The organism is Henriciella pelagia, assembly GCF_002088945.1.
Classification (GTDB): Bacteria; Pseudomonadota; Alphaproteobacteria; order Caulobacterales; family Hyphomonadaceae; genus Henriciella; species Henriciella pelagia.
In genome coordinates this window covers 554,154-571,118 of record NZ_NCSU01000007.1, presented here as the reverse complement: position 1 = coordinate 571,118, position 16,965 = coordinate 554,154, and the positions used below count along the sequence as shown (strand labels likewise).

The 16,965-nt window shown below is 59.8% G+C and carries 19 protein-coding genes; 17 read left to right on the top strand and 2 right to left on the bottom strand.

Annotated features, from left to right (window positions below; genetic code table 11):
- Positions 1 to 27 precede the first annotated feature (27 nt).
- The 8 genes from trmD (at position 28) to leuB (ending at position 8,388) form a co-directional block, all read left to right on the top strand.
- Positions 28 to 756, top strand: a complete 729-nt coding sequence (trmD, locus tag B8746_RS05500; protein ID WP_084392268.1) for a tRNA (guanosine(37)-N1)-methyltransferase TrmD — start codon at positions 28 to 30, stop codon at positions 754 to 756.
- The gene (gene rplS, locus B8746_RS17575) at positions 743 to 1,312 is read left to right on the top strand and encodes a 50S ribosomal protein L19 (RefSeq protein WP_084392265.1); all 570 of its coding nucleotides are present in this window, start codon (positions 743 to 745) and stop codon (positions 1,310 to 1,312) included. Before trmD ends, rplS begins: the two co-directional genes overlap by 14 nt.
- A 332-nt stretch (positions 1,313 to 1,644) precedes the next feature.
- Positions 1,645 to 3,045 carry a hypothetical protein gene (locus B8746_RS05490; RefSeq protein WP_084392263.1) on the top strand — a complete coding sequence of 467 codons (1,401 nt, stop codon included), beginning with the start codon at positions 1,645 to 1,647 and terminating at the stop codon, positions 3,043 to 3,045.
- 136 nt (positions 3,046 to 3,181) lie between these two features.
- Positions 3,182 to 4,579, top strand: a complete 1,398-nt coding sequence (gene leuC / locus B8746_RS05485) for a 3-isopropylmalate dehydratase large subunit (RefSeq protein WP_084392260.1) — start codon at positions 3,182 to 3,184, stop codon at positions 4,577 to 4,579.
- A gap of 112 nt (positions 4,580 to 4,691) precedes the next feature.
- Positions 4,692 to 5,678, top strand: coding sequence for a cysteine synthase A (gene cysK / locus B8746_RS05480; protein ID WP_084392257.1), 987 nt, complete (start codon positions 4,692 to 4,694; stop codon positions 5,676 to 5,678).
- A 15-nt stretch (positions 5,679 to 5,693) separates the two neighbouring features.
- Entirely contained in the window at positions 5,694 to 6,539 is an 846-nt protein-coding gene (locus B8746_RS05475) for a VOC family protein (RefSeq protein WP_233123947.1), read from the top strand.
- A 10-nt stretch (positions 6,540 to 6,549) separates the two neighbouring features.
- On the top strand, positions 6,550 to 7,182 hold the full coding sequence (leuD, locus tag B8746_RS05470; RefSeq protein WP_084392255.1) for a 3-isopropylmalate dehydratase small subunit: 633 nt from the start codon (positions 6,550 to 6,552) through the stop codon (positions 7,180 to 7,182).
- 150 nt (positions 7,183 to 7,332) lie between these two features.
- Complete coding sequence (leuB, locus tag B8746_RS05465) at positions 7,333 to 8,388, top strand: 3-isopropylmalate dehydrogenase (RefSeq protein WP_084392253.1); 1,056 nt, start codon at positions 7,333 to 7,335, stop codon at positions 8,386 to 8,388.
- Here the strand turns inward: leuB and B8746_RS05460 are convergent.
- Positions 8,379 to 8,810, bottom strand: coding sequence for a nuclear transport factor 2 family protein (locus B8746_RS05460; protein WP_233123945.1), 432 nt, complete (start codon positions 8,808 to 8,810; stop codon positions 8,379 to 8,381). The genes leuB and B8746_RS05460 overlap by 10 nt on opposite strands.
- A gap of 125 nt (positions 8,811 to 8,935) precedes the next feature.
- Between B8746_RS05460 and B8746_RS05455 the strand changes: the two genes are divergently transcribed.
- Together B8746_RS05455 and rarD are read left to right on the top strand one after the other, a co-directional pair.
- On the top strand, positions 8,936 to 9,970 hold the full coding sequence (locus tag B8746_RS05455; protein WP_084393132.1) for an aspartate-semialdehyde dehydrogenase: 1,035 nt from the start codon (positions 8,936 to 8,938) through the stop codon (positions 9,968 to 9,970).
- A 137-nt stretch (positions 9,971 to 10,107) separates the two neighbouring features.
- Positions 10,108 to 11,016 carry an EamA family transporter RarD gene (gene rarD, locus B8746_RS05450; RefSeq protein WP_084392250.1) on the top strand — a complete coding sequence of 303 codons (909 nt, stop codon included), beginning with the start codon at positions 10,108 to 10,110 and terminating at the stop codon, positions 11,014 to 11,016.
- Between the two features lie 246 nt (positions 11,017 to 11,262).
- Here rarD and B8746_RS05445 read toward each other — a convergent pair whose 3' ends face one another.
- Positions 11,263 to 12,381 (bottom strand): serine hydrolase domain-containing protein, encoded by a 1,119-nt coding sequence (locus B8746_RS05445; protein WP_084392247.1) that lies wholly within the window; start codon positions 12,379 to 12,381, stop codon positions 11,263 to 11,265.
- Positions 12,382 to 12,446: 65 nt separating this feature from the next.
- Between B8746_RS05445 and B8746_RS05440 the strand changes: the two genes are divergently transcribed.
- From B8746_RS05440 to dapF, 7 genes are all read left to right on the top strand, one after another.
- Positions 12,447 to 12,944 carry a DUF302 domain-containing protein gene (locus B8746_RS05440; RefSeq protein ID WP_084392244.1) on the top strand — a complete coding sequence of 166 codons (498 nt, stop codon included), beginning with the start codon at positions 12,447 to 12,449 and terminating at the stop codon, positions 12,942 to 12,944.
- An 84-nt stretch (positions 12,945 to 13,028) separates the two neighbouring features.
- Entirely contained in the window at positions 13,029 to 13,919 is an 891-nt protein-coding gene (locus B8746_RS05435) for an HpcH/HpaI aldolase/citrate lyase family protein (protein ID WP_084392242.1), read from the top strand.
- The gene (locus B8746_RS05430; RefSeq protein ID WP_084392239.1) at positions 13,919 to 14,266 is read left to right on the top strand and encodes an ArsC/Spx/MgsR family protein; all 348 of its coding nucleotides are present in this window, start codon (positions 13,919 to 13,921) and stop codon (positions 14,264 to 14,266) included. Before B8746_RS05435 ends, B8746_RS05430 begins: the two co-directional genes overlap by 1 nt.
- A 68-nt stretch (positions 14,267 to 14,334) precedes the next feature.
- Positions 14,335 to 14,571, top strand: a complete 237-nt coding sequence (locus B8746_RS05425; protein ID WP_084392236.1) for a hypothetical protein — start codon at positions 14,335 to 14,337, stop codon at positions 14,569 to 14,571.
- Positions 14,572 to 14,624: 53 nt separating this feature from the next.
- Positions 14,625 to 15,659, top strand: coding sequence for a MaoC family dehydratase (locus tag B8746_RS05420; RefSeq protein WP_084392233.1), 1,035 nt, complete (start codon positions 14,625 to 14,627; stop codon positions 15,657 to 15,659).
- Between the two features lie 9 nt (positions 15,660 to 15,668).
- Positions 15,669 to 16,079, top strand: a complete 411-nt coding sequence (locus B8746_RS05415) for a hypothetical protein (RefSeq protein WP_143434529.1) — start codon at positions 15,669 to 15,671, stop codon at positions 16,077 to 16,079.
- Between the two features lie 43 nt (positions 16,080 to 16,122).
- Positions 16,123 to 16,932 (top strand): diaminopimelate epimerase, encoded by an 810-nt coding sequence (gene dapF, locus B8746_RS05410; protein ID WP_084392228.1) that lies wholly within the window; start codon positions 16,123 to 16,125, stop codon positions 16,930 to 16,932.
- Positions 16,933 to 16,965: the final 33 nt, after the last annotated feature.

Here is a 16,965-nt window from a genome sequence, read left to right as displayed (position 1 = left end):
AGCGCGTTCAGCGCCTGTATATAAAGTATGGCTTTCGACGTCTCGATTATCACGCTCTATCCAGAGGCGTTTCCCGGCTTGCTGGACGTTTCCATCCTCGGCCGCGCCAAACGCGAAGGCATCTGGTCGCTGGATGTGACGGATCTTCGCGCATTTGGTCTCGGCAAGCATAGACAGGTTGATGAAAGCCCTGCTGGCGGCGGTGCCGGCCTGGTGCTCCGTCCGGACGTGGCCGCCGCCGCTATCGACAGCCTCGACGTGGCCGACCGCCCGGTCATCTATCTCAGTCCCCGCGGCAAGCCCTTCACGCAAGCGCTCGCCCGGGAGCTGGCATCCGGCCCCGGCATGGTCTGCTTTTGCGGCCGCTTTGAAGGGCTTGATGAGCGCGTCATCGAAAAGCGCAACATGATCGAGATTTCGCTGGGTGATTTCGTCCTGGCCGGTGGTGAAGCCGCTGCGCAGGCCGTGGTCGAGGCGACAGTCCGGCTGCTGCCCGGCGTGGCAGGCAATCAGGCCTCGCTGGAAGATGAAAGTTTCTCCAACGGCCTGCTGGAATATCCGCAATACACCCTGCCCCGCGAGTGGGAAGGCGAAACCACGCCCGAGGTGCTTCTTTCAGGCGATCACAAAAAGATCGACGAATGGCGGCTCAACCGCAGTAAACTGTTGACAGAAGCCCGCCGTGCCGATTTATGGGCCGCTTACCTCAACGGGCAAAGAATACGAGCGTCGGAGACGGACGATGAACATGATTGAACAGCTCGAAGCTGAAGAAGTAGCACGCGTTACTTCCGGCAAAGAGATCCCAGAATTTTCGCCAGGCGATACGCTGTCAGTGAACGTGCGCATCCGCGAAGGCGACCGTGAGCGCGTCCAGCGTTTTGAAGGCGTCTGCATCGCACGCGCCGGTGCCGGCCTGAACGAAAGTTTCACGGTCCGCAAGATCTCGTTCGGTGAAGGCGTCGAGCGCGTTTTCCCTGTTGTCTCCCCGATGATCGAGAGCATCGAAGTGAAGCGCAAGGGCCGCGTCCGCCGCGCCAAGCTGTACTATTTGCGCGACCTGCGTGGTAAGTCCGCCCGTATCGCGGAGCGCACGTCTGGTCACGGCGTCGAGACAACCGAAATCACCGTGTCCAAGACCGAGCGCAAGCGTCAGCGCGCTGCAGACAAGGTTGCCCGCAAGGAGCAGGCCGCCAAGGACCGCGCCGAGGCAGAAAAGGCAAAAGCCAAGGCTGCAGAAGCCGAGGCTGCAGCCGCAGCGGCAGAAGCAGAAGCTGCCGCTGAAACGGCAGAAGGCGGCGAAGAGAACTAGTCTCTCACCGTCACGAAGAATTCATGCAAAAGCCCCGCCTGTCTGGCGGGGTTTTTTTGCAGCAAAACCTGTCACTCAACCCTCGGTCGGCACGGCGATTGCAACCGGCTGGCATGAGACCTCAGGTCCGCGTCGCTGCCTCCAAAATGGGACAAAAGCGCGCCTTGAAGGCTCGCGCACGAGGCGAATCTCCTTTGTTAACAGGATTTCGTTTCGTATACGAAACAGAAGATGGCGCTTTTGTGGCGCCCTTCATAATTGTCCCGAGGGCGTTCGGGTCGAAAAATTTAGGCCTGTTGCAACCTTCACGGGTCGCCAAAGGGGAAGGTGTCATGAAACTTACTTCGAAACTCCTGGTTAGCGTGGTCGCCCTGTCCGCCCTGCCAATCGTTGCCCACGCAGACGGTGATAAATCGTGGACCGGCCAGGCTGTCGGCGATCGCTATACTTCTTCGGGATCCGAAACCGGCGAGCGCGTCCTCACGGACGCGGAAATCCGCGATATCATCTCACGCAGCGGCGCCAGCGGCCCGGCAGACGTCCGCTATATGGGCGGCTCCGAAACGGCGATCGAAACCAATCTCTGCTGTGAGAATGTCGAAGAGCGCGTGACCGAGCAGACCGAAGTCGAAGAGACCACGACCTATTTTGATGCTGTAACGCGCCGCGAAATCACACAGCCGGTCGAACGCACGCTGATCCAGCCGATCGAACGTCGCATTGTGCGCGGCCGTACGGAAGAAGTCACCGAGCCAACGCGTTACGAAGAAGAGCGCCTGCCAGTGATCATCGAGCAGGACGACGTGCCGGCAATCGTCGAGAACGTTACCGAAGATGTGACTGTCGAAAACGTCGAGGAAGCGACCGAGACGTATTATGACGTCATTACCCGCCGCGAGATCACTCAGCCCGTCGAACGGACCACTGTTGTTCCGGTCCAGCGCCGCATCACTCGCCCACGCACCGAGACTGTCACGGCCGAAACGCGTTATGAGACTGTTCGCGCACCGGTTCGCATCGAAGAACAGCCTGTTCCGGCAATCGTCGAGAACATTACCGAGCAGGTCAATGAAGTGACCCGCGATGAAGTGACCGAGACGTATGTCGATGCCGTCACGCGCCGCGATGTGTATCAGCCGGTTGTGAAGACGATGGTTCAGCCGATTGAACGCCGCATTCTTCGCGGTACGACCGAGACCGTAACCAACCCGACCCGCTATGAGGAAGAGCGTCTTCCGGTTCGCGTTGAAACGTCTCCAGCACCGCAAGTTGTCGAGGAAATCATTCCTCAGGTGACCGAGCGAACCGTGCTCGAGGTTGAAGACGTCTACATTGATCAGGTGACCCGCAATGTGATCCAGCCGGTTGTCATCACGACGATCCAGCCGGTCGAGCGCCGCGTGCTCCGCGCCCAGACCGAGCGTGTTACGGCACCGACCCGCTATGAGGAAGAGCGTCTTCCGGTTCGCGTCGAAGCCGACCCAATCCCGGAAACGCAGATCAACTACATCCCGCAGGTCTCGACCCAGTCCCGCGAGGAGGTGACCGAATCCTATTTCGAAGCTGTCACACAGCGCAACGTCATCCAGCCAGTGGTCCGCAAGATCATCCAGCCAGTCGAATATCGCCGCGTTCGCGCCCAGACCGAGCGCGTGACGGCACCGACCCGTTATGAGACCCAGCGCGCATCGCTCGTTGTTCTCAATGTCGGCGGCGGCTGCAACTGCAATTGATGCGGTTTCACCATCCAGTTGAGAAGGCCGGCATCTCGCGTGTCGGCCTTTTTTCATTCTTAAAAATTCTCACACATGCAAAGTCTTGCTTTGACGTCATCTGCGTGGTGTTTTGCGCCGCAATAAGGAAGGCGCAATGTCAGGCAAGACACTTTACGACAAGATCTGGGACGCGCATGCGGTGCAAACTGATGCGGAAACCGGTGAATCACTCATCTATATCGACCTCCATCTCATTCATGAGGTGACCACGCCGCAGGCTTTTGCAGGCCTCAGATCAGCCGGTCGCGGCGTTCGACGCCCGGAACTGACCCTCGCTGTCGCAGATCACAACACGCCAACGGAAAACCAGTCTCTTGGCCTCGCTGGCGTCAAGGATGAAGCGGCCCGCAACCAGCTTGCCGCGCTGGACCGGAACGTAACCGAGCATGGAATCGAGTTCTTTCCGATGGGCGATATCCGCAACGGTATCGTTCATGTGGTCGGCCCGGAGCAGGGACGCACTCAGCCCGGCATGACCATTGTCTGCGGCGACAGCCATACCTCTACTCATGGCGCGTTCGGTTCGCTTGCGCACGGCATCGGCACTTCGGAAGTCGAGCATGTACTGGCAACGCAGACCCTTCGCACCCGCAAAAGCAAGAACATGGCGATCGAGGTGAGCGGCGAACTACGCGAAGGTGTCACCGCCAAGGATCTGGCGCTCCACCTCATTTCCATCATCGGAACGGCTGGCGGCACGGGCTATGTCATGGAGTATCGCGGCGAAGCAGTTGAGAAGCTCTCCATGGAAGGGCGGATGACGCTGTGCAACCTTTCGATTGAAGGTGGTGCCCGGGCAGGCCTGATCGCGCCGGATGAGACGACATTCGCCTACATGAAAGGCCGTCCATCCACACCGAAAGGCGGCGCCTGGGAAATCGCGGAACGCTATTGGCGCACGCTTTTCTCCGATCCCGATGCCAAATGGGACCGCGTGGTCGAGATCCGCGGCGAGGATGTCGAGCCGACCGTGACATGGGGGACCAGCCCTGAGCAGGCGATCCCGGTTTCGGCGACCATTCCCGACCCGTCCACCATGCGCGATCCCGTCAAGAAGGCTGCCGCCGAGCGCGCCCTCGACTATATGGGCCTTGAGCCCGGTGCTCCGATTGCCGGAACGCCCGTCCAGCGCGTGTTCATCGGGTCTTGTACGAATTCTCGCATTGAAGACTTGCGGGCCGCCGCCGCGATTGCCGAGAACAATCATGTTGCCGATGGCGTTCGCGCCATGGTCGTGCCGGGCTCTGGCCTGGTACGCGCGCAGGCCGAGGAAGAAGGCCTCGACAAGATTTTGATCAATGCGGGATTTGAATGGCGCGAGCCTGGATGCTCCATGTGTCTCGGTATGAACCCGGATATTCTCGCGCCCGGAGAGCGTTGTGCATCCACTTCGAACCGCAATTTTGAAGGTCGTCAGGGCCGCGGTGGCCGAACCCATCTGATGAGCCCGACCCTTGCTGCCCGCGCCGCCATCACCGGCGTGATCGGGTAGAGGTTATGACGCAAATAGCCTGGATTGCGGTTCGCGCATGCCGCGATCCGCGATTCTGCTAGCCTTGCTGCCTCACTCCCGGGTACTATCCTCCAATAGGGAGGGACCTCACATGAGCAATACGGTGCAGTTGAAGTCGGGTGTCAATGTGGATGGGCCCCGCGGCCGGACATACGCATCCATCCTTGAAACGGTCGGGTCGACGCCGCTCGTCGCCGCCGAAAAGTTCTCAAAGGCCAAAGGCGTAAAGGCCAATCTGCTGTTCAAGTGCGAGTTCTTCAACCCGCTCGCGAGCGTGAAGGACAGAATTGGCCTCAACATGATCCTCGAACTGGAAGCGGCGGGAAAAATCACGCCCGGCAAGTCCACACTGGTTGAGCCAACTTCAGGCAATACAGGGATCGGCCTTGCCTTTGTGGCGGCCAATCGCGGCTACAAGCTTATCCTGACCATGCCGGAATCCATGTCGATCGAGCGGCGCAGGATGCTTGCCTTTCTGGGTGCGACACTTGAACTCACCCCCAAGGAAAAGGGGGTCAATGGCGCGATTGCGAAGGCTGAAGAGATTCTCGCATCCACCCCTGGCGCTGTCATGCCAAGCCAGTTTGACAATCCCACCAATCCGGCCATCCATGAACAGACCACTGCCCGGGAAATCTGGGCGGATACAGATGGCGCTGTCGATGCGGTGATTTCCGGGATCGGGACAGGCGGAACGCTGACTGGTTGTGGTCGGTACCTGAAGTCGCTCAAACCGTCCGTCAGGATGTTCGCGATCGAGCCAGAGGACAGCCCTGTCCTGTCTGGCGGCGAACCCGGCCCGCACATGATCCAGGGCATCGGCGCAGGATTTATCCCGGCCAATGCCGATACGAGCCTCATCGACGAAATCGTGAAGGTCACCAATGACGAAGCCTTCACGACATCGAGACTGCTGGCGCAGCTGGAAGGTATTCCGGGAGGCATCTCATCTGGAGCCGCAGCTTCCGTTGCCGCACAGGTCGGTTCGCGCGATGAAATGGCCGGCAAGACCATCGTCGCCGTCCTTCCAAGCTTTGCCGAGCGCTATGTTTCCACGGCCCTTTTTGAAGGCATATAAAGGGCTGGTTACGGAATGCTGATCACAGGCCTGGACCACGTCGTCCTGATATGTCCCGATATCGACGCCGGTATCGCGGCCTATTCAATGCTGCTTGGGGTGGAACCGGCATGGGAGGCACGCTCCGGTGGCGCGGCGACGGCGGTCTTCGCGGTCGAGAATACCGCCATCGAGCTGATGGCACCCGATGGGGACGGCGCGGTCGCACGCCGCCTGCGCCAGCTCCTGAACGAAGGGGGCCCGCGCCTGACCAGCCTCGCTTTTCGGACCGGTGATATCGGCATGGCGCACCACAAACTGTCGCGCCGCGGACTGAAACCGGGTGATATAACCACCGGTTCAGGCACGCATTCCACAAGCGGCGCCTCGCGGTCCTGGGAGCGGTTCAGGTGTAGCGATGATGAGATGGCTGGTATCAAGACATTCATCCTGCAGCCTCACACGCCCCTGCCGAAACTGCCGCTGGCCTCGGGCAGCGTGTCGCGCCTTGACCATATCGTGATCGACACGCCTGATCCGATGCGCGCACTGGCCATCTATGGCGGCCGCCTTGGCCTCGACCTGGCACTCGACAGGACCGCGGAGCAGTGGAAAACGCGCTTTCTCTTTTTCCGCACCGGTGGCCTGACCTTCGAAGTCATCCACCGCTTGGGCGAGGCGCATGATGTCGCAGCCCACGATCGGATCTGGGGTCTGACATGGGCGACGGATGATCTTGCCCTCGCGCATGCCCGCCTGACGGAGGATGGGCTCGACGTGTCTGACATCCGCACAGGTCGAAAGCCCGGATCTGAAGTATTCACCGTCAGAAGCGGGACACTCAGCGTCCCGACCCTGTTCATTTCCCACGTCCCGCGATAGAAGCCCTGCCATGAAAGCATTCACGACCCTCACTTCGACCGCCGCAGCCCTGATCGACAACGGCCGACTAATGGCAAATGTCGACACTGACATGATCATCCCGAAGCAGTTCCTGAAGACAACGGAACGCGAGGGCCTGTCAGAGGGTCTGTTTTACGAACTCAAGACCGGCGCCGATGGCGCACCCAATCCGGACTTCGTCCTGAACAAGCCGGCGGCAGCTGACGCCGGCATCTTGATCGCGGGTGAAAATTTCGGCTGCGGGTCTTCGCGTGAGCATGCGCCCTGGGCGCTTCTCGATCAGGGCATCACCAGTGTGATCGCCCCCTCATTCGCAGACATTTTCCACAATAATTGCTACAAGAACGGGATCCTCCCCATCGTGCTGCCTCTGGATATCTGCCAGGCACTGGCTGAGCAGACAGGCGGCGCCAATCATCGCTTCACCATTGACCTCGCATCACAGACGATCACCACGCCGGACGGCCAGCAGATCAGCTTCGACGTTGATCAGGGGCGAAAAGCCAGCCTTCTGGCAGGTCTCGATGAAATCGGTGAAACCTTGCATGCTGCATCTGCAATCGAGACTTATGAAGCGGGTCGCAAGCTGTCCATGCCCTGGCTAGAGCGTAAGGTGTCATGATCGAGATTGAAGGCACCGCCCGGGTCGATGCCAAGGCCGGTCTTGGCCTTTCGGACCGCTCCCTTCGCCTCTACGAAGCTGACCCAGAAGCCTTGTAAAGCGGCACACCTATAGACACTGCAGCAAACTCGCGCCATTAGGCTCGTCCCTATGAAACAGAAACTCCTCCTCCTCCCGGGCGACGGCATCGGCCCCGAAGTCACTGCTGCCGCCGCAAAGATTGCCGAACTCGTTGCACCGGATATTGAAATTGGTGAAGCCCTTGTCGGCGGCGCATCGATTGACCAGCATGGCGTCCCACTCACCGATGAGGTGCTCGCACAGGCCAAGGCAAGCGATGCCGTGCTGCTGGGTGCGGTTGGCGGACCAAAATGGGCCGATGCTGAACGCACCAAGCGCCCTGAAATGGGCCTGCTCAACCTGCGCAAGGGGCTGGATGTATTTGCCAACCTCCGACCCGCCTATTGTTTCGAAGCCCTCGTCGACGCCTCGACACTAAAGCGAAACGTGGTCGAAGGCCTCGACCTGATGATCGTGCGCGAACTGACCTCCGGCGTCTACTTTGGCGAGCCCCGCGGCATCGATTCCGACGACAAGGGCGTGCGCCGCGGCTACGACATGTCGATCTATACGGCACCGGAAATCGAACGCGTGGCGCGGGTCGCCTTTGAAATCGCTCGCGGCCGGGATGGACGGGTCTGCTCCGTCGAGAAATCAAATGTCATGGAAAGCGGCCTGTTCTGGCGCAATGAAGTGACGGCCCTGCACAAGGCACACGGGGATGGGGTTGAGCTCAGCCATATGCTTGCCGATGCCTGCGCTATGGAACTGGTGCGCCAGCCAAAGCAGTTCGACGTCATCCTGGCCGACAACCTGTTCGGCGATATTCTTTCCGACACAGCAGCCATGCTGACGGGGTCCATTGGCATGCTGCCATCGGCAAGCCTGGGCATTGAGGGGACACCGGGCCTGTTCGAACCGGTTCACGGGTCCGCGCCCGACATCGCCGGACAGGGGCTCGCAAATCCATGCGCCGCTATCCTGTCGATGGAAATGGCCCTTCGCTGGTCGCTCGCCCGGCCGGACGCGGCGGACCGGGTCATGAAAGCTGTCGCTCACGCCCTGAAGGCTGGTGCACGCACACGCGATCTCGGCGGAGACCTCTCCACGGGTGCCATGACAGACGCGATTATCGATCAGCTGTAGTCAGCGATGCGGCACATCAGCTGGCCGCGAAACTCGAAGAAGCTCGCACCGCGTATCTTGATGGTCTCCCCGGCTTTCACGCCATTGGGCAGGTCGACGGCGGCCTTGCCTTCAAACTCGATTTCGGCAGCGGCCTTGCCTTGCCCGATCACGAGGTGAACGAGCTTCTGGCGACGATAGGAGAACGCATTGCCTGACAGCTGGGCGACCTCGCCCATCTTGTCGCGTCCTTCAAACTTCATCGTCTGGCCAGAATTGGAGATATTCTCGAAAATCACGTCCTCGGTGACGCAGTCGAGCATTCCCTCGATGTCGCGGGAATTATAGCTCTTGATATACTTCGAGATCATGTCTTCGATCAGGATCGTCTCCATCGGGCGAGAGTTTGCAGGCTGAGCACTCAACATTTGCCGAAAGTGCATTACATGCAGCTTAAATCAAGCCTCCTAACTGCGGCGCAGGTGATCTGCAGCCCGGCTTGGAAATCTGAAGATTGAGATATGGGCCGTCCTGACGTATGGGAGGCGGCTCGCGAAAGGAAAAGAATATGGCACTCAGAGTTGCAGTCGTTGGGGCGACAGGAAATGTTGGCCGCGAACTCCTCAATATCCTTGATGAACGGGACTTCCCTGCAGATGAAGTCTATGCCGTTGCCTCGCGGCGTTCGGTCGGCCGCGAAGTGAGCTGGGGCGACCGGAAGCTGAAATGCCAGGCACTCGATGATTTCGACTTCTCGAAGGTCGACATTGTCCTGATGTCGGCAGGCGGAACCCTGTCGAAACAGTGGGCCGAGAAGATGGGCGCTGCCGGCGCCATCGTCATCGACAACTCATCGGCATGGCGCATGGACCCGGACGTTCCACTGGTTGTTCCGGAAGTGAACGGTGAAGACGTGATGGGCTATGGCAAGAAGAACATCATCGCGAACCCGAACTGTTCGACAGCCCAGCTCGTCATGGCGCTGAAGCCGCTACACGATGCAGCCGGCATCAAGCGCGTGGTCGTGTCGACCTATCAGTCGGTCTCCGGCGCAGGCAAGGCCGGCATGGACGAGCTCTGGAACCAGACCAAGGGCATCTTCGTGAACGACACCCCGACAGCCGAGGAATTTTCCCGGCAGATCGCGTTCAACGCGATCCCGATGATCGGGAGCTTCCGCGATGATGGTTTCACTGATGAAGAAGCCAAGATGTGGAACGAAACTCACAAGATGATCGACCCGAACATCAAGCTGACCGTGACATGCGTTCGCGTGCCTGTGTTTGTTGGCCATTCTGAGTCCGTGAACATCGAGTTCGAAGACGCGATCACGCCGGAACAGGCGCGTGAAGTGCTCCGCAATTTTGACGGTGTTCAGGTCATCGACAGCCCGGAAGATGATCAGTACATCACGCCGATCGACTGCGCTGGCGAGTGGGATACCTTCGTCTCGCGTGTCCGCAAGGACCCGACCGTGGAGCACGGCCTGTCGCTTTGGGTCGTCTCCGACAATCTGCGCAAGGGCGCAGCGCTCAACGCAATCCAGATTGCAGAAGAGCTGATCAAGCGCGGCGTTGTCACTCCGGAAAAAGTGTCCGCCTGATCCGGCATCAAAGCTTTGCAGGAAACGCCGCTCCGTCTGGGGCGGCGTTTTTGCTTGATTTGTGAGAATATCTGACATGCAGATTCCACCTCAATTTTCGGGTGGTGAAGGGAGGGGTTGCCGCTTATCTCGCTCGCATGTCGTCTGAACTCCGCCTCGGCTTTTTCTGTGCGCTCGCTGCCTATCTGTTCTGGGGGGCGCTACCGCTCTATTTCAGGGCGCTTGACCATATTGCGCCGGGCGAAATGCTGGCGCACCGCATCGTCTGGGCCTTACCGACAGGACTGCTCTTCATAGCGATTGCATCGCGCTGGCGTGAGTTCCGGGCTGCGGTGACCCGTCGCCGCCTCTTCTACCTCGGTCTTTCCGCATCGCTCATTGCGCTCAACTGGCTGGTCTATATCTGGGCGGTCTCGCAGGAACGCGTGACGGAGGCCAGCCTCGGCTATTTCATAAACCCGCTGGTTAGCGTCCTGTTCGGCATGTTTTTCTTTTCCGAGAAGCTTCGCCCCGCACAATGGATTGCCATCGTGATCGCCTGTATCGGCGTAGGTATATTGACCTGGGAGCTTGGACGGCTTCCCTGGGTCTCCCTGATCCTCTGCTTCACGTTCGCCTCCTATGGAGCAGTGCGGAAGAAAGTCAGTGTCGATGGCCGTATCGGCTTCGCGATCGAAACCGCCCTGCTCTTTCCGGTGGCGCTGATATGGCTTGTCTGGTTCCAGTCGACACCGGAGGGGTCATGGATGGGTGACCGTCCGGTTGATGTCCTGCTGCTGCCACTCGCCGGACCGGTCACGGCCGTTCCGCTTATCCTGTTCGCACTGGCGGCCAAGCGCCTGAAACTGTCGACCATCGGCATGATGCAGTACATAGCGCCCACCCTGCAGTTCCTGATCGCAGTCCTCATCTTTCGCGAGCCTTTCGGCACGACCAAGGCCATTGCATTCTGTTTCATCTGGACCGCGCTGGCAGTCTTCACCACGGATAGCGTCATGGGTGACCGCAAAGCCCGGCGACTGGCAAGGGCGGCTCAATTGAGCTGACCCATTGGACAAGAAAATCCCCGGCGCTCGGGACAGCGAGGCCGGGGAGTTGAAGTAGACTGCATAGAAAATGGATGGAGTTCCATATTCGGACAGATCGTAGCAAAGCGCGTGCCAGCTCGCGTATCAAGCGAAATTTTTCAACCTGACTCGCTTTTCACAAGCGGCCATCTGGAACGTGTGGAAATTCATTTTCCATAAACCAAAACGGCAGGAGGCCGCTCCGCACTGTCAAGGACGGGCGGTTTATAGGCATCCATAAAGGGCATCAACCAGCCGCCGCGCACGCGGGTCGCCCTGCAGGTAGCTGGACTGGCGGTTCATTACATAAGCGGCCGACAGCGACCGCGCCGGATCTCCGAGCGCCAGCGACCCGCCCCAGCCGGAATGGGCGAGCGTGTCCGGATTCGGCCCGTAAATGCCGAGATTGTTTCGCATCACCCCGGCGGCAAATTCCGTCACGAACGGCAACACAAGGTCCTGACCCATCGTCTGGCGCCGGGTCAGAGCGCCAAAGGATGCCTCCGGAATGACCTGCTTTTCGCCAAGTCGGCCACCATTGGCGTAGATGCCATAAAGCTGCGCGACGGACATCGCTGTCCCGTGTCCATTGGCGTGGGGCAATTCCAGCTCGCTCCACAAACTGTCGACGCGGCGCGGCGACGACCATTTGGTGAGGAAGGCCGCGGTCTTGTAGGCGTTGATCTCGCCCATGCGCGGCAATTCCTTTGGCCGCTGCACCTCAGCGACGCGGCCATGTTCCGATGGCGGAAGGCCGATATGGAAATCGATGCCGGAAGGCTCGCAGAAATCCTCGCGCAGCGCCGTCCCGAGACTCCGTTCTGCGATCCGCGCAAAGATTTCTCCCACCATATAGCCCCAGGTCGATGGGTGGTATCCATGCGCCGTGCCCGGCTCCCACATGGGCGGCGTATCTGCGAGCGCGGCGGCCAGCGCGGGTGGGTCCAGCCAGAGTTCGGGGTCGATCGGATCGGCAAAGCCCGGCAGACCGGCCTGGTGCGACACCAGCTGGCCGATCGTGATGTCCTGCTTTCCTGCCGCGGCGAATTCCGGCCAAACAGTGCTGACCGGTGTGTCATAGCCATTTTCAAGTGTGCCGATGACGCTTGCGAGGACGAGCGCGCTGATGCCCTTGGTCGTCGAATAGATGGGGACGAGCGTTTTTTCGCTCCACGCCGTCTCCTTTCTGCGATCGGTATAGCCGCCGCGAAGGTCGACAATCACTTCACCGTCCAGGATGACCGCAAACCCGGCCCCTAACTCTTCTCCAGCCTCGAAATTTTCCTCAAACACATCGCGCACAGGCTCGAACCCGACGCTCACATGGCCGCTGATATCGCTCATTGAAGTCCGGCTCCTGTTTCATGTTAGCCTGACGGCCAGGATCATTTCACCCCGAAGGACGCACCATGAAACCTGCCCTGATTGCAAGCCTCCTCACACTCTCGATTGCAGCCGCATGTTCGGCAACACCGGAATTCGGGTCGCCTTCGAAATTCGCGAACGCGGGGCAGGCGGCGCCCCAGGCCATAGTCGCGAGGAAGAGCGCCCACAGTTTCGACGAGACGGTTTCGAGGGTCCGCGGCGCCATCGAAGCGCGCCCGCTGACGCTTTTTGCCGAAATCGACCACGCCGAAGGCGCCCGAGGTGCCGGCCTGACACTGGGTCCATCAACCCTCTTCGTCTTCGGCAACCCATCGTCAGGTACGCCGCTCATGCAGGCCAATCCCGCCCTTGGTATCGAACTTCCGATGAAGATCCTTGTCGTCGAAACGGATGGCGGCGTGCAGGTCATTCGCCAGGATGTGTCGTCTGTCCTGCGACAGTATGCGGTGGCACCAGAGACGACCCCGGCAGCGCGTATCGAAGAGACGCTGACCGCCATTCTGAATGAGGCGACGCGGTAGCGGCAAATTGGCCGATGCACTGGACTCAATTGCGATCTCGCGCCATCGAAGGCGCCACGAGCCACGCTTGAGAGACCAAACAATATGACTGCCACAGCCCAGAACAGACCTCGTCGCTCCTGCCTTTACATGCCGGGCGCCAATCCACGCGCGCTTGAGAAGGCAAAGACACTTGCTGCCGACACGCTCATCCTCGACCTGGAAGATGCTGTCGCCCCTGACGCAAAGGCTGAGGCCCGCGACACCGTATGTGGCGCGGTAAAAGCCGGCGGTTATGGCAAGCGCGAAGTTGTCATCCGTATCAACGGCCTCGACACAGAATGGGGCATGGATGACCTGAAGGCCGCCGTCGCCGCCGGGCCAGATGCGATCCTTGCGCCGAAAGTCATCGATGGTGGGGACATTGACCACCTCGACGATGCGCTGAGCCGTGCGGGCGCACCAGAAGATTTGGGGCTCTGGGTCATGATCGAGATGCCGAAGGCGATTCTGAACATCAAGGACATCGCCGAAGCCGCAGGACGCACACGCCTTACCGCCTTTGTGATGGGCACCAATGACATCGCCAAGGAGCTACGGGCGGTGAATGATCCAAGCCGTCTGGCTTTCCAGACCTTCTTTGGTCTGACCCTGGCGGCCGCCCGAGCCTATGACATTCTTGCGATTGATGGCGTCTACAATGATATTTCGAATGCTGAAGGCCTTGAGAATGAGGTACGCCAGGGTCGTCTGCTCGGCTTTGATGGCAAGACGCTGATCCACCCCTCACAGATCTCCATCACCAATGAAGTGTTCGCACCAGCCGAGGCTGATGTCGCCCAGGCGCACGACGTGATCGCCGCCTTCGCGGACCCGGCCAATGCGGGTAAAGGTGTCCTCAAGGTCAATGGCAAGATGACCGAACTGCTCCACCTCGAGGAAGCCCGCCGCATCGTCGAGGTCGATGCCGCAATTAAGGAAATGGAGGCAGGCTGATGACGTACAAACTTCTTCATCACACCGGCTGCAGCACATCTCGTAACGGTCTCGCCCTGCTGCAGGAGAATGGCGTCGAGCCGGAAATCCGAAAATACATGAACGCCGGCGAAGCGCTGAGCGTGGACGAGCTCAAGGACATTGCCAGGAAGATGGGCGCTTCCTCCCCGCGCGAATTTCTTCGCGACAAGGACGCCAAGAAGTTCGAGATTCCGGACGATCTGTCGGACGAGAAGCTATACGAGGCCATGGTCGAGAACCCTCGCCTCATCCAGCGCCCCATTGGCATCAATGGAAACAGGGCTGTGCTTGGCCGTCCGATCGAGAAGCTGCTGGAAATCAGGTAACTCGCAGATCGGTGAAATTTCACCGAAAAGCTAAGCGGAGCTGAAAAGCCTTTGTGAGATAAGGCGGCATGTCGATCCTTCTTCTCACTGCCGCCGGCCTGCTCCTGCTGTCAGCTGCTTTTCTCTTCGGCCCCCAACTCGTCGCTTATGGCAGCGCGGGAGCCCGTGACCTTGTCCGCCGTCCTCAGGCGCAATTTGCCGCTATGACCCTGATGACAGCGTTTCTGGTCATTCTTTTCCATGACCCAAGCGCTTCAGCCTTGATTTCAGAGGATGAGGCAGTGCAGGTGGTGCTCAGAACCTAGGGGCCCGCATTCACACTTTGCCAAGCCGGCCCCGAAATCAGACCGAGGGCCGCATGACGAAATCCAATCCGGGCAATTATTTCGAAGACTTCAATCCGGGCATGGAGATCATCCATGCGACGCCGCTGACTGTGAGCGCCGGAGATATTTCGCTCTACCGCGCCCTCACCGGCAGCCGGCACGCGCTTTATTCGGCCGAGACCTTCGCCGCCGCGAACGGATTTTCGGCTCTTCCGGTCGACCCGCTGCTCGCCTTTCATGTCGTGTTCGGAAAGACCGTTCCGGACATCTCGCTCAATGCCGTCGCCAATCTTGGCTATGCCGATGGCAAGTTCCTGAAGGCTGTTTACCCCGGCGATACGCTGAAGGCGGTGTCAGAAGTTCTCGGCGTGAAGGAAAACTCGAACGGCAAGACGGGCGTTGTCTGGGTCCGCACGCGCGGCGAGAACCAGAGGGGCGAGACCGTTCTGTCCTATGTCCGATGGGTCATGGTCCACAAGAAGGACGCCGCCAGCCCCGCACCCGATGTCAGCGCGCCGGACCTGCCCGACGCCGTTGCCTCATCTGACCTCATCGCGCCCGACTACACGAACTGGGACGACGCGCTGGCAGGGTCAGAATGGCGCTATGGCGACTATGAGATCGGCGAGAAAATCGACCATGTCGACGGCATGACGGTTGAAGAAGCCGAGCATCAGACAGCAACCCGCCTCTACCAGAACACGGCCAAGGTTCATTTCGATGCGCATGCGCAGAAGGAGAGCCGATTCGGCAAGCGCCTCATTTATGGCGGCGTGGTGATCTCCATCGCGCGGGCCCTCTCTTTCAACGGGTTGGAAAGCGCCGCCCAGATGCTCGCCATCAATGCAGGCACGCATACCGGACCGCTCTTTGCCGGTGACACGATCTATGCCTGGTCGGAAGTCCTCGACAAGGCCGAGCTTTCTTCGAAGACCGGGGCCCTGCGCCTGCGCCTCGTAGCTGCAAAAGATCACCCGTGCTCAGACTTCCCGCTCAGGGGCAAAGACGGAAAATACCATCCCGATGTGCTTCTCGACTTCGATTACTGGGCGGCCATCCCCATCTAGCCTGCGATGATGACAAACCTTCTCGACGGGCTTGCCCTGTTTAGCGTCGCAATCGCGACCGTGCTGATGGCTATCGCCAGCATGCTCGGAACGATGACGCTGAAACAGGTGGTTGAACTTGGCCAGGTCGATGCACGCACCTTGTGCGGCCTCACCGGCATTACAGATCCCAAGGAGCTTCAGGATGTGTTCGGCCCGCCGCACATGAACCGCACCTGGCATGGTTTGACCCTGCCCTATATCGAAGCCCAGAGACGCCCTGCCGGTTATCTCATCAGCGACAACCGGGTGAACTGGATCTGCATCGGTGTTGCGGTCCTCGCACTCTTCTGGCGTCATCCGGTCGCGGACATCCTTCTGATTGTGGCCGCGATGTCACAGGTGGCCGGCTGGGTGCTCGCCTCCCGGCTTCCGCGATAGATTTGCCTTTGGTCCCGCCGATGCCTGCATTATCTTCCGCATCATGAGGGTGTGGAAGATGAACGGCGCGGGCAATGCGTTCGCAATATTCGACGCGCGTGACCGCAAGTTCACGCCGGACGCAGACCGTATTCGCGCAATTGCAGAGCAGATGCAGGCCGACCAGGTGATGTCGATTGAACGCGATACCATGGTCGATTCCTATCTGCGCATCTGGAATTCCTCCGGCGAGGAGGTCGACGCTTGCGGAAACGGTACGCGCGCCGTTGCGCACCTCCTGCTGGCGGAGGCCCAGAAGGATCAGGTCAAGATCCGCACCAATGCCGGCGTTCTGAAAGGTCAGAAGGCTGATAACGGCCTCGTCACCATCGACATGGGCTCGCCTCTGATGGGGTGGGAAGATATTCCACTCTCGGAGAAGATGGATGTCCGCGGCGTAGACGTCCGTATTGGGCCGATGGACAAGCCCTATCTTGCCAAACCGGCCGTGGTCTCCATGGGCAATCCACATGCTGTCTTCTTTGTTGACGACGTGGACGCCTATGACATTCCGAATATTGGCCCGCTGGTCGAGTGGCACCCGCTCTTCCCGGAAGGCGTGAATGTCGGTTTTGCGCAGGTCATTGACCGCGAAACGATCCGCCTGCGGGTCTGGGAACGCGGCGCCGGACTGACCAAGGCCTGCGGCACGGGCGCGTGTGCAGCGCTTGTCTGCGCCGCCCGCGCGGGAAAGACAGAACGCCGCGCAAAACTGATCCTCGATGGCGGCGAACTCATCATTCATTGGCAGGAATCCGATGATCACGTTCTGATGACCGGCCCCGTCGAGCTGGAGATGAGCTTCGAGGTCTGAGGCGCATCCCTTGATCTTTCGGTCATTCGGCGC

Coding starts and splice junctions, on each gene's coding strand:
- trmD (WP_084392268.1), top strand. CDS start 28: ATGGCTTTCGACGTCTCGATTATCACGCTCTATCCAGAGGCGTTTCCC.
- B8746_RS05415 (WP_143434529.1), top strand. CDS start 15,669: ATGACAAACCTTCTCGACGGGCTTGCCCTGTTTAGCGTCGCAATCGCG.
- B8746_RS05475 (WP_233123947.1), top strand. CDS start 5,694: ATGCTGATCACAGGCCTGGACCACGTCGTCCTGATATGTCCCGATATC.
- leuC (WP_084392260.1), top strand. CDS start 3,182: ATGTCAGGCAAGACACTTTACGACAAGATCTGGGACGCGCATGCGGTG.
- B8746_RS05430 (WP_084392239.1), top strand. CDS start 13,919: ATGACGTACAAACTTCTTCATCACACCGGCTGCAGCACATCTCGTAAC.
- B8746_RS05490 (WP_084392263.1), top strand. CDS start 1,645: ATGAAACTTACTTCGAAACTCCTGGTTAGCGTGGTCGCCCTGTCCGCC.
- rplS (WP_084392265.1), top strand. CDS start 743: ATGAACATGATTGAACAGCTCGAAGCTGAAGAAGTAGCACGCGTTACT.
- B8746_RS05425 (WP_084392236.1), top strand. CDS start 14,335: ATGTCGATCCTTCTTCTCACTGCCGCCGGCCTGCTCCTGCTGTCAGCT.
- B8746_RS05445 (WP_084392247.1), bottom strand. CDS start 12,381: ATGAGCGATATCAGCGGCCATGTGAGCGTCGGGTTCGAGCCTGTGCGC.
- B8746_RS05440 (WP_084392244.1), top strand. CDS start 12,447: ATGAAACCTGCCCTGATTGCAAGCCTCCTCACACTCTCGATTGCAGCC.
- rarD (WP_084392250.1), top strand. CDS start 10,108: ATGTCGTCTGAACTCCGCCTCGGCTTTTTCTGTGCGCTCGCTGCCTAT.
- cysK (WP_084392257.1), top strand. CDS start 4,692: ATGAGCAATACGGTGCAGTTGAAGTCGGGTGTCAATGTGGATGGGCCC.
- B8746_RS05435 (WP_084392242.1), top strand. CDS start 13,029: ATGACTGCCACAGCCCAGAACAGACCTCGTCGCTCCTGCCTTTACATG.
- leuD (WP_084392255.1), top strand. CDS start 6,550: ATGAAAGCATTCACGACCCTCACTTCGACCGCCGCAGCCCTGATCGAC.
- B8746_RS05455 (WP_084393132.1), top strand. CDS start 8,936: ATGGCACTCAGAGTTGCAGTCGTTGGGGCGACAGGAAATGTTGGCCGC.
- B8746_RS05460 (WP_233123945.1), bottom strand. CDS start 8,810: ATGCACTTTCGGCAAATGTTGAGTGCTCAGCCTGCAAACTCTCGCCCG.
- leuB (WP_084392253.1), top strand. CDS start 7,333: ATGAAACAGAAACTCCTCCTCCTCCCGGGCGACGGCATCGGCCCCGAA.
- B8746_RS05420 (WP_084392233.1), top strand. CDS start 14,625: ATGACGAAATCCAATCCGGGCAATTATTTCGAAGACTTCAATCCGGGC.
- dapF (WP_084392228.1), top strand. CDS start 16,123: ATGAGGGTGTGGAAGATGAACGGCGCGGGCAATGCGTTCGCAATATTC.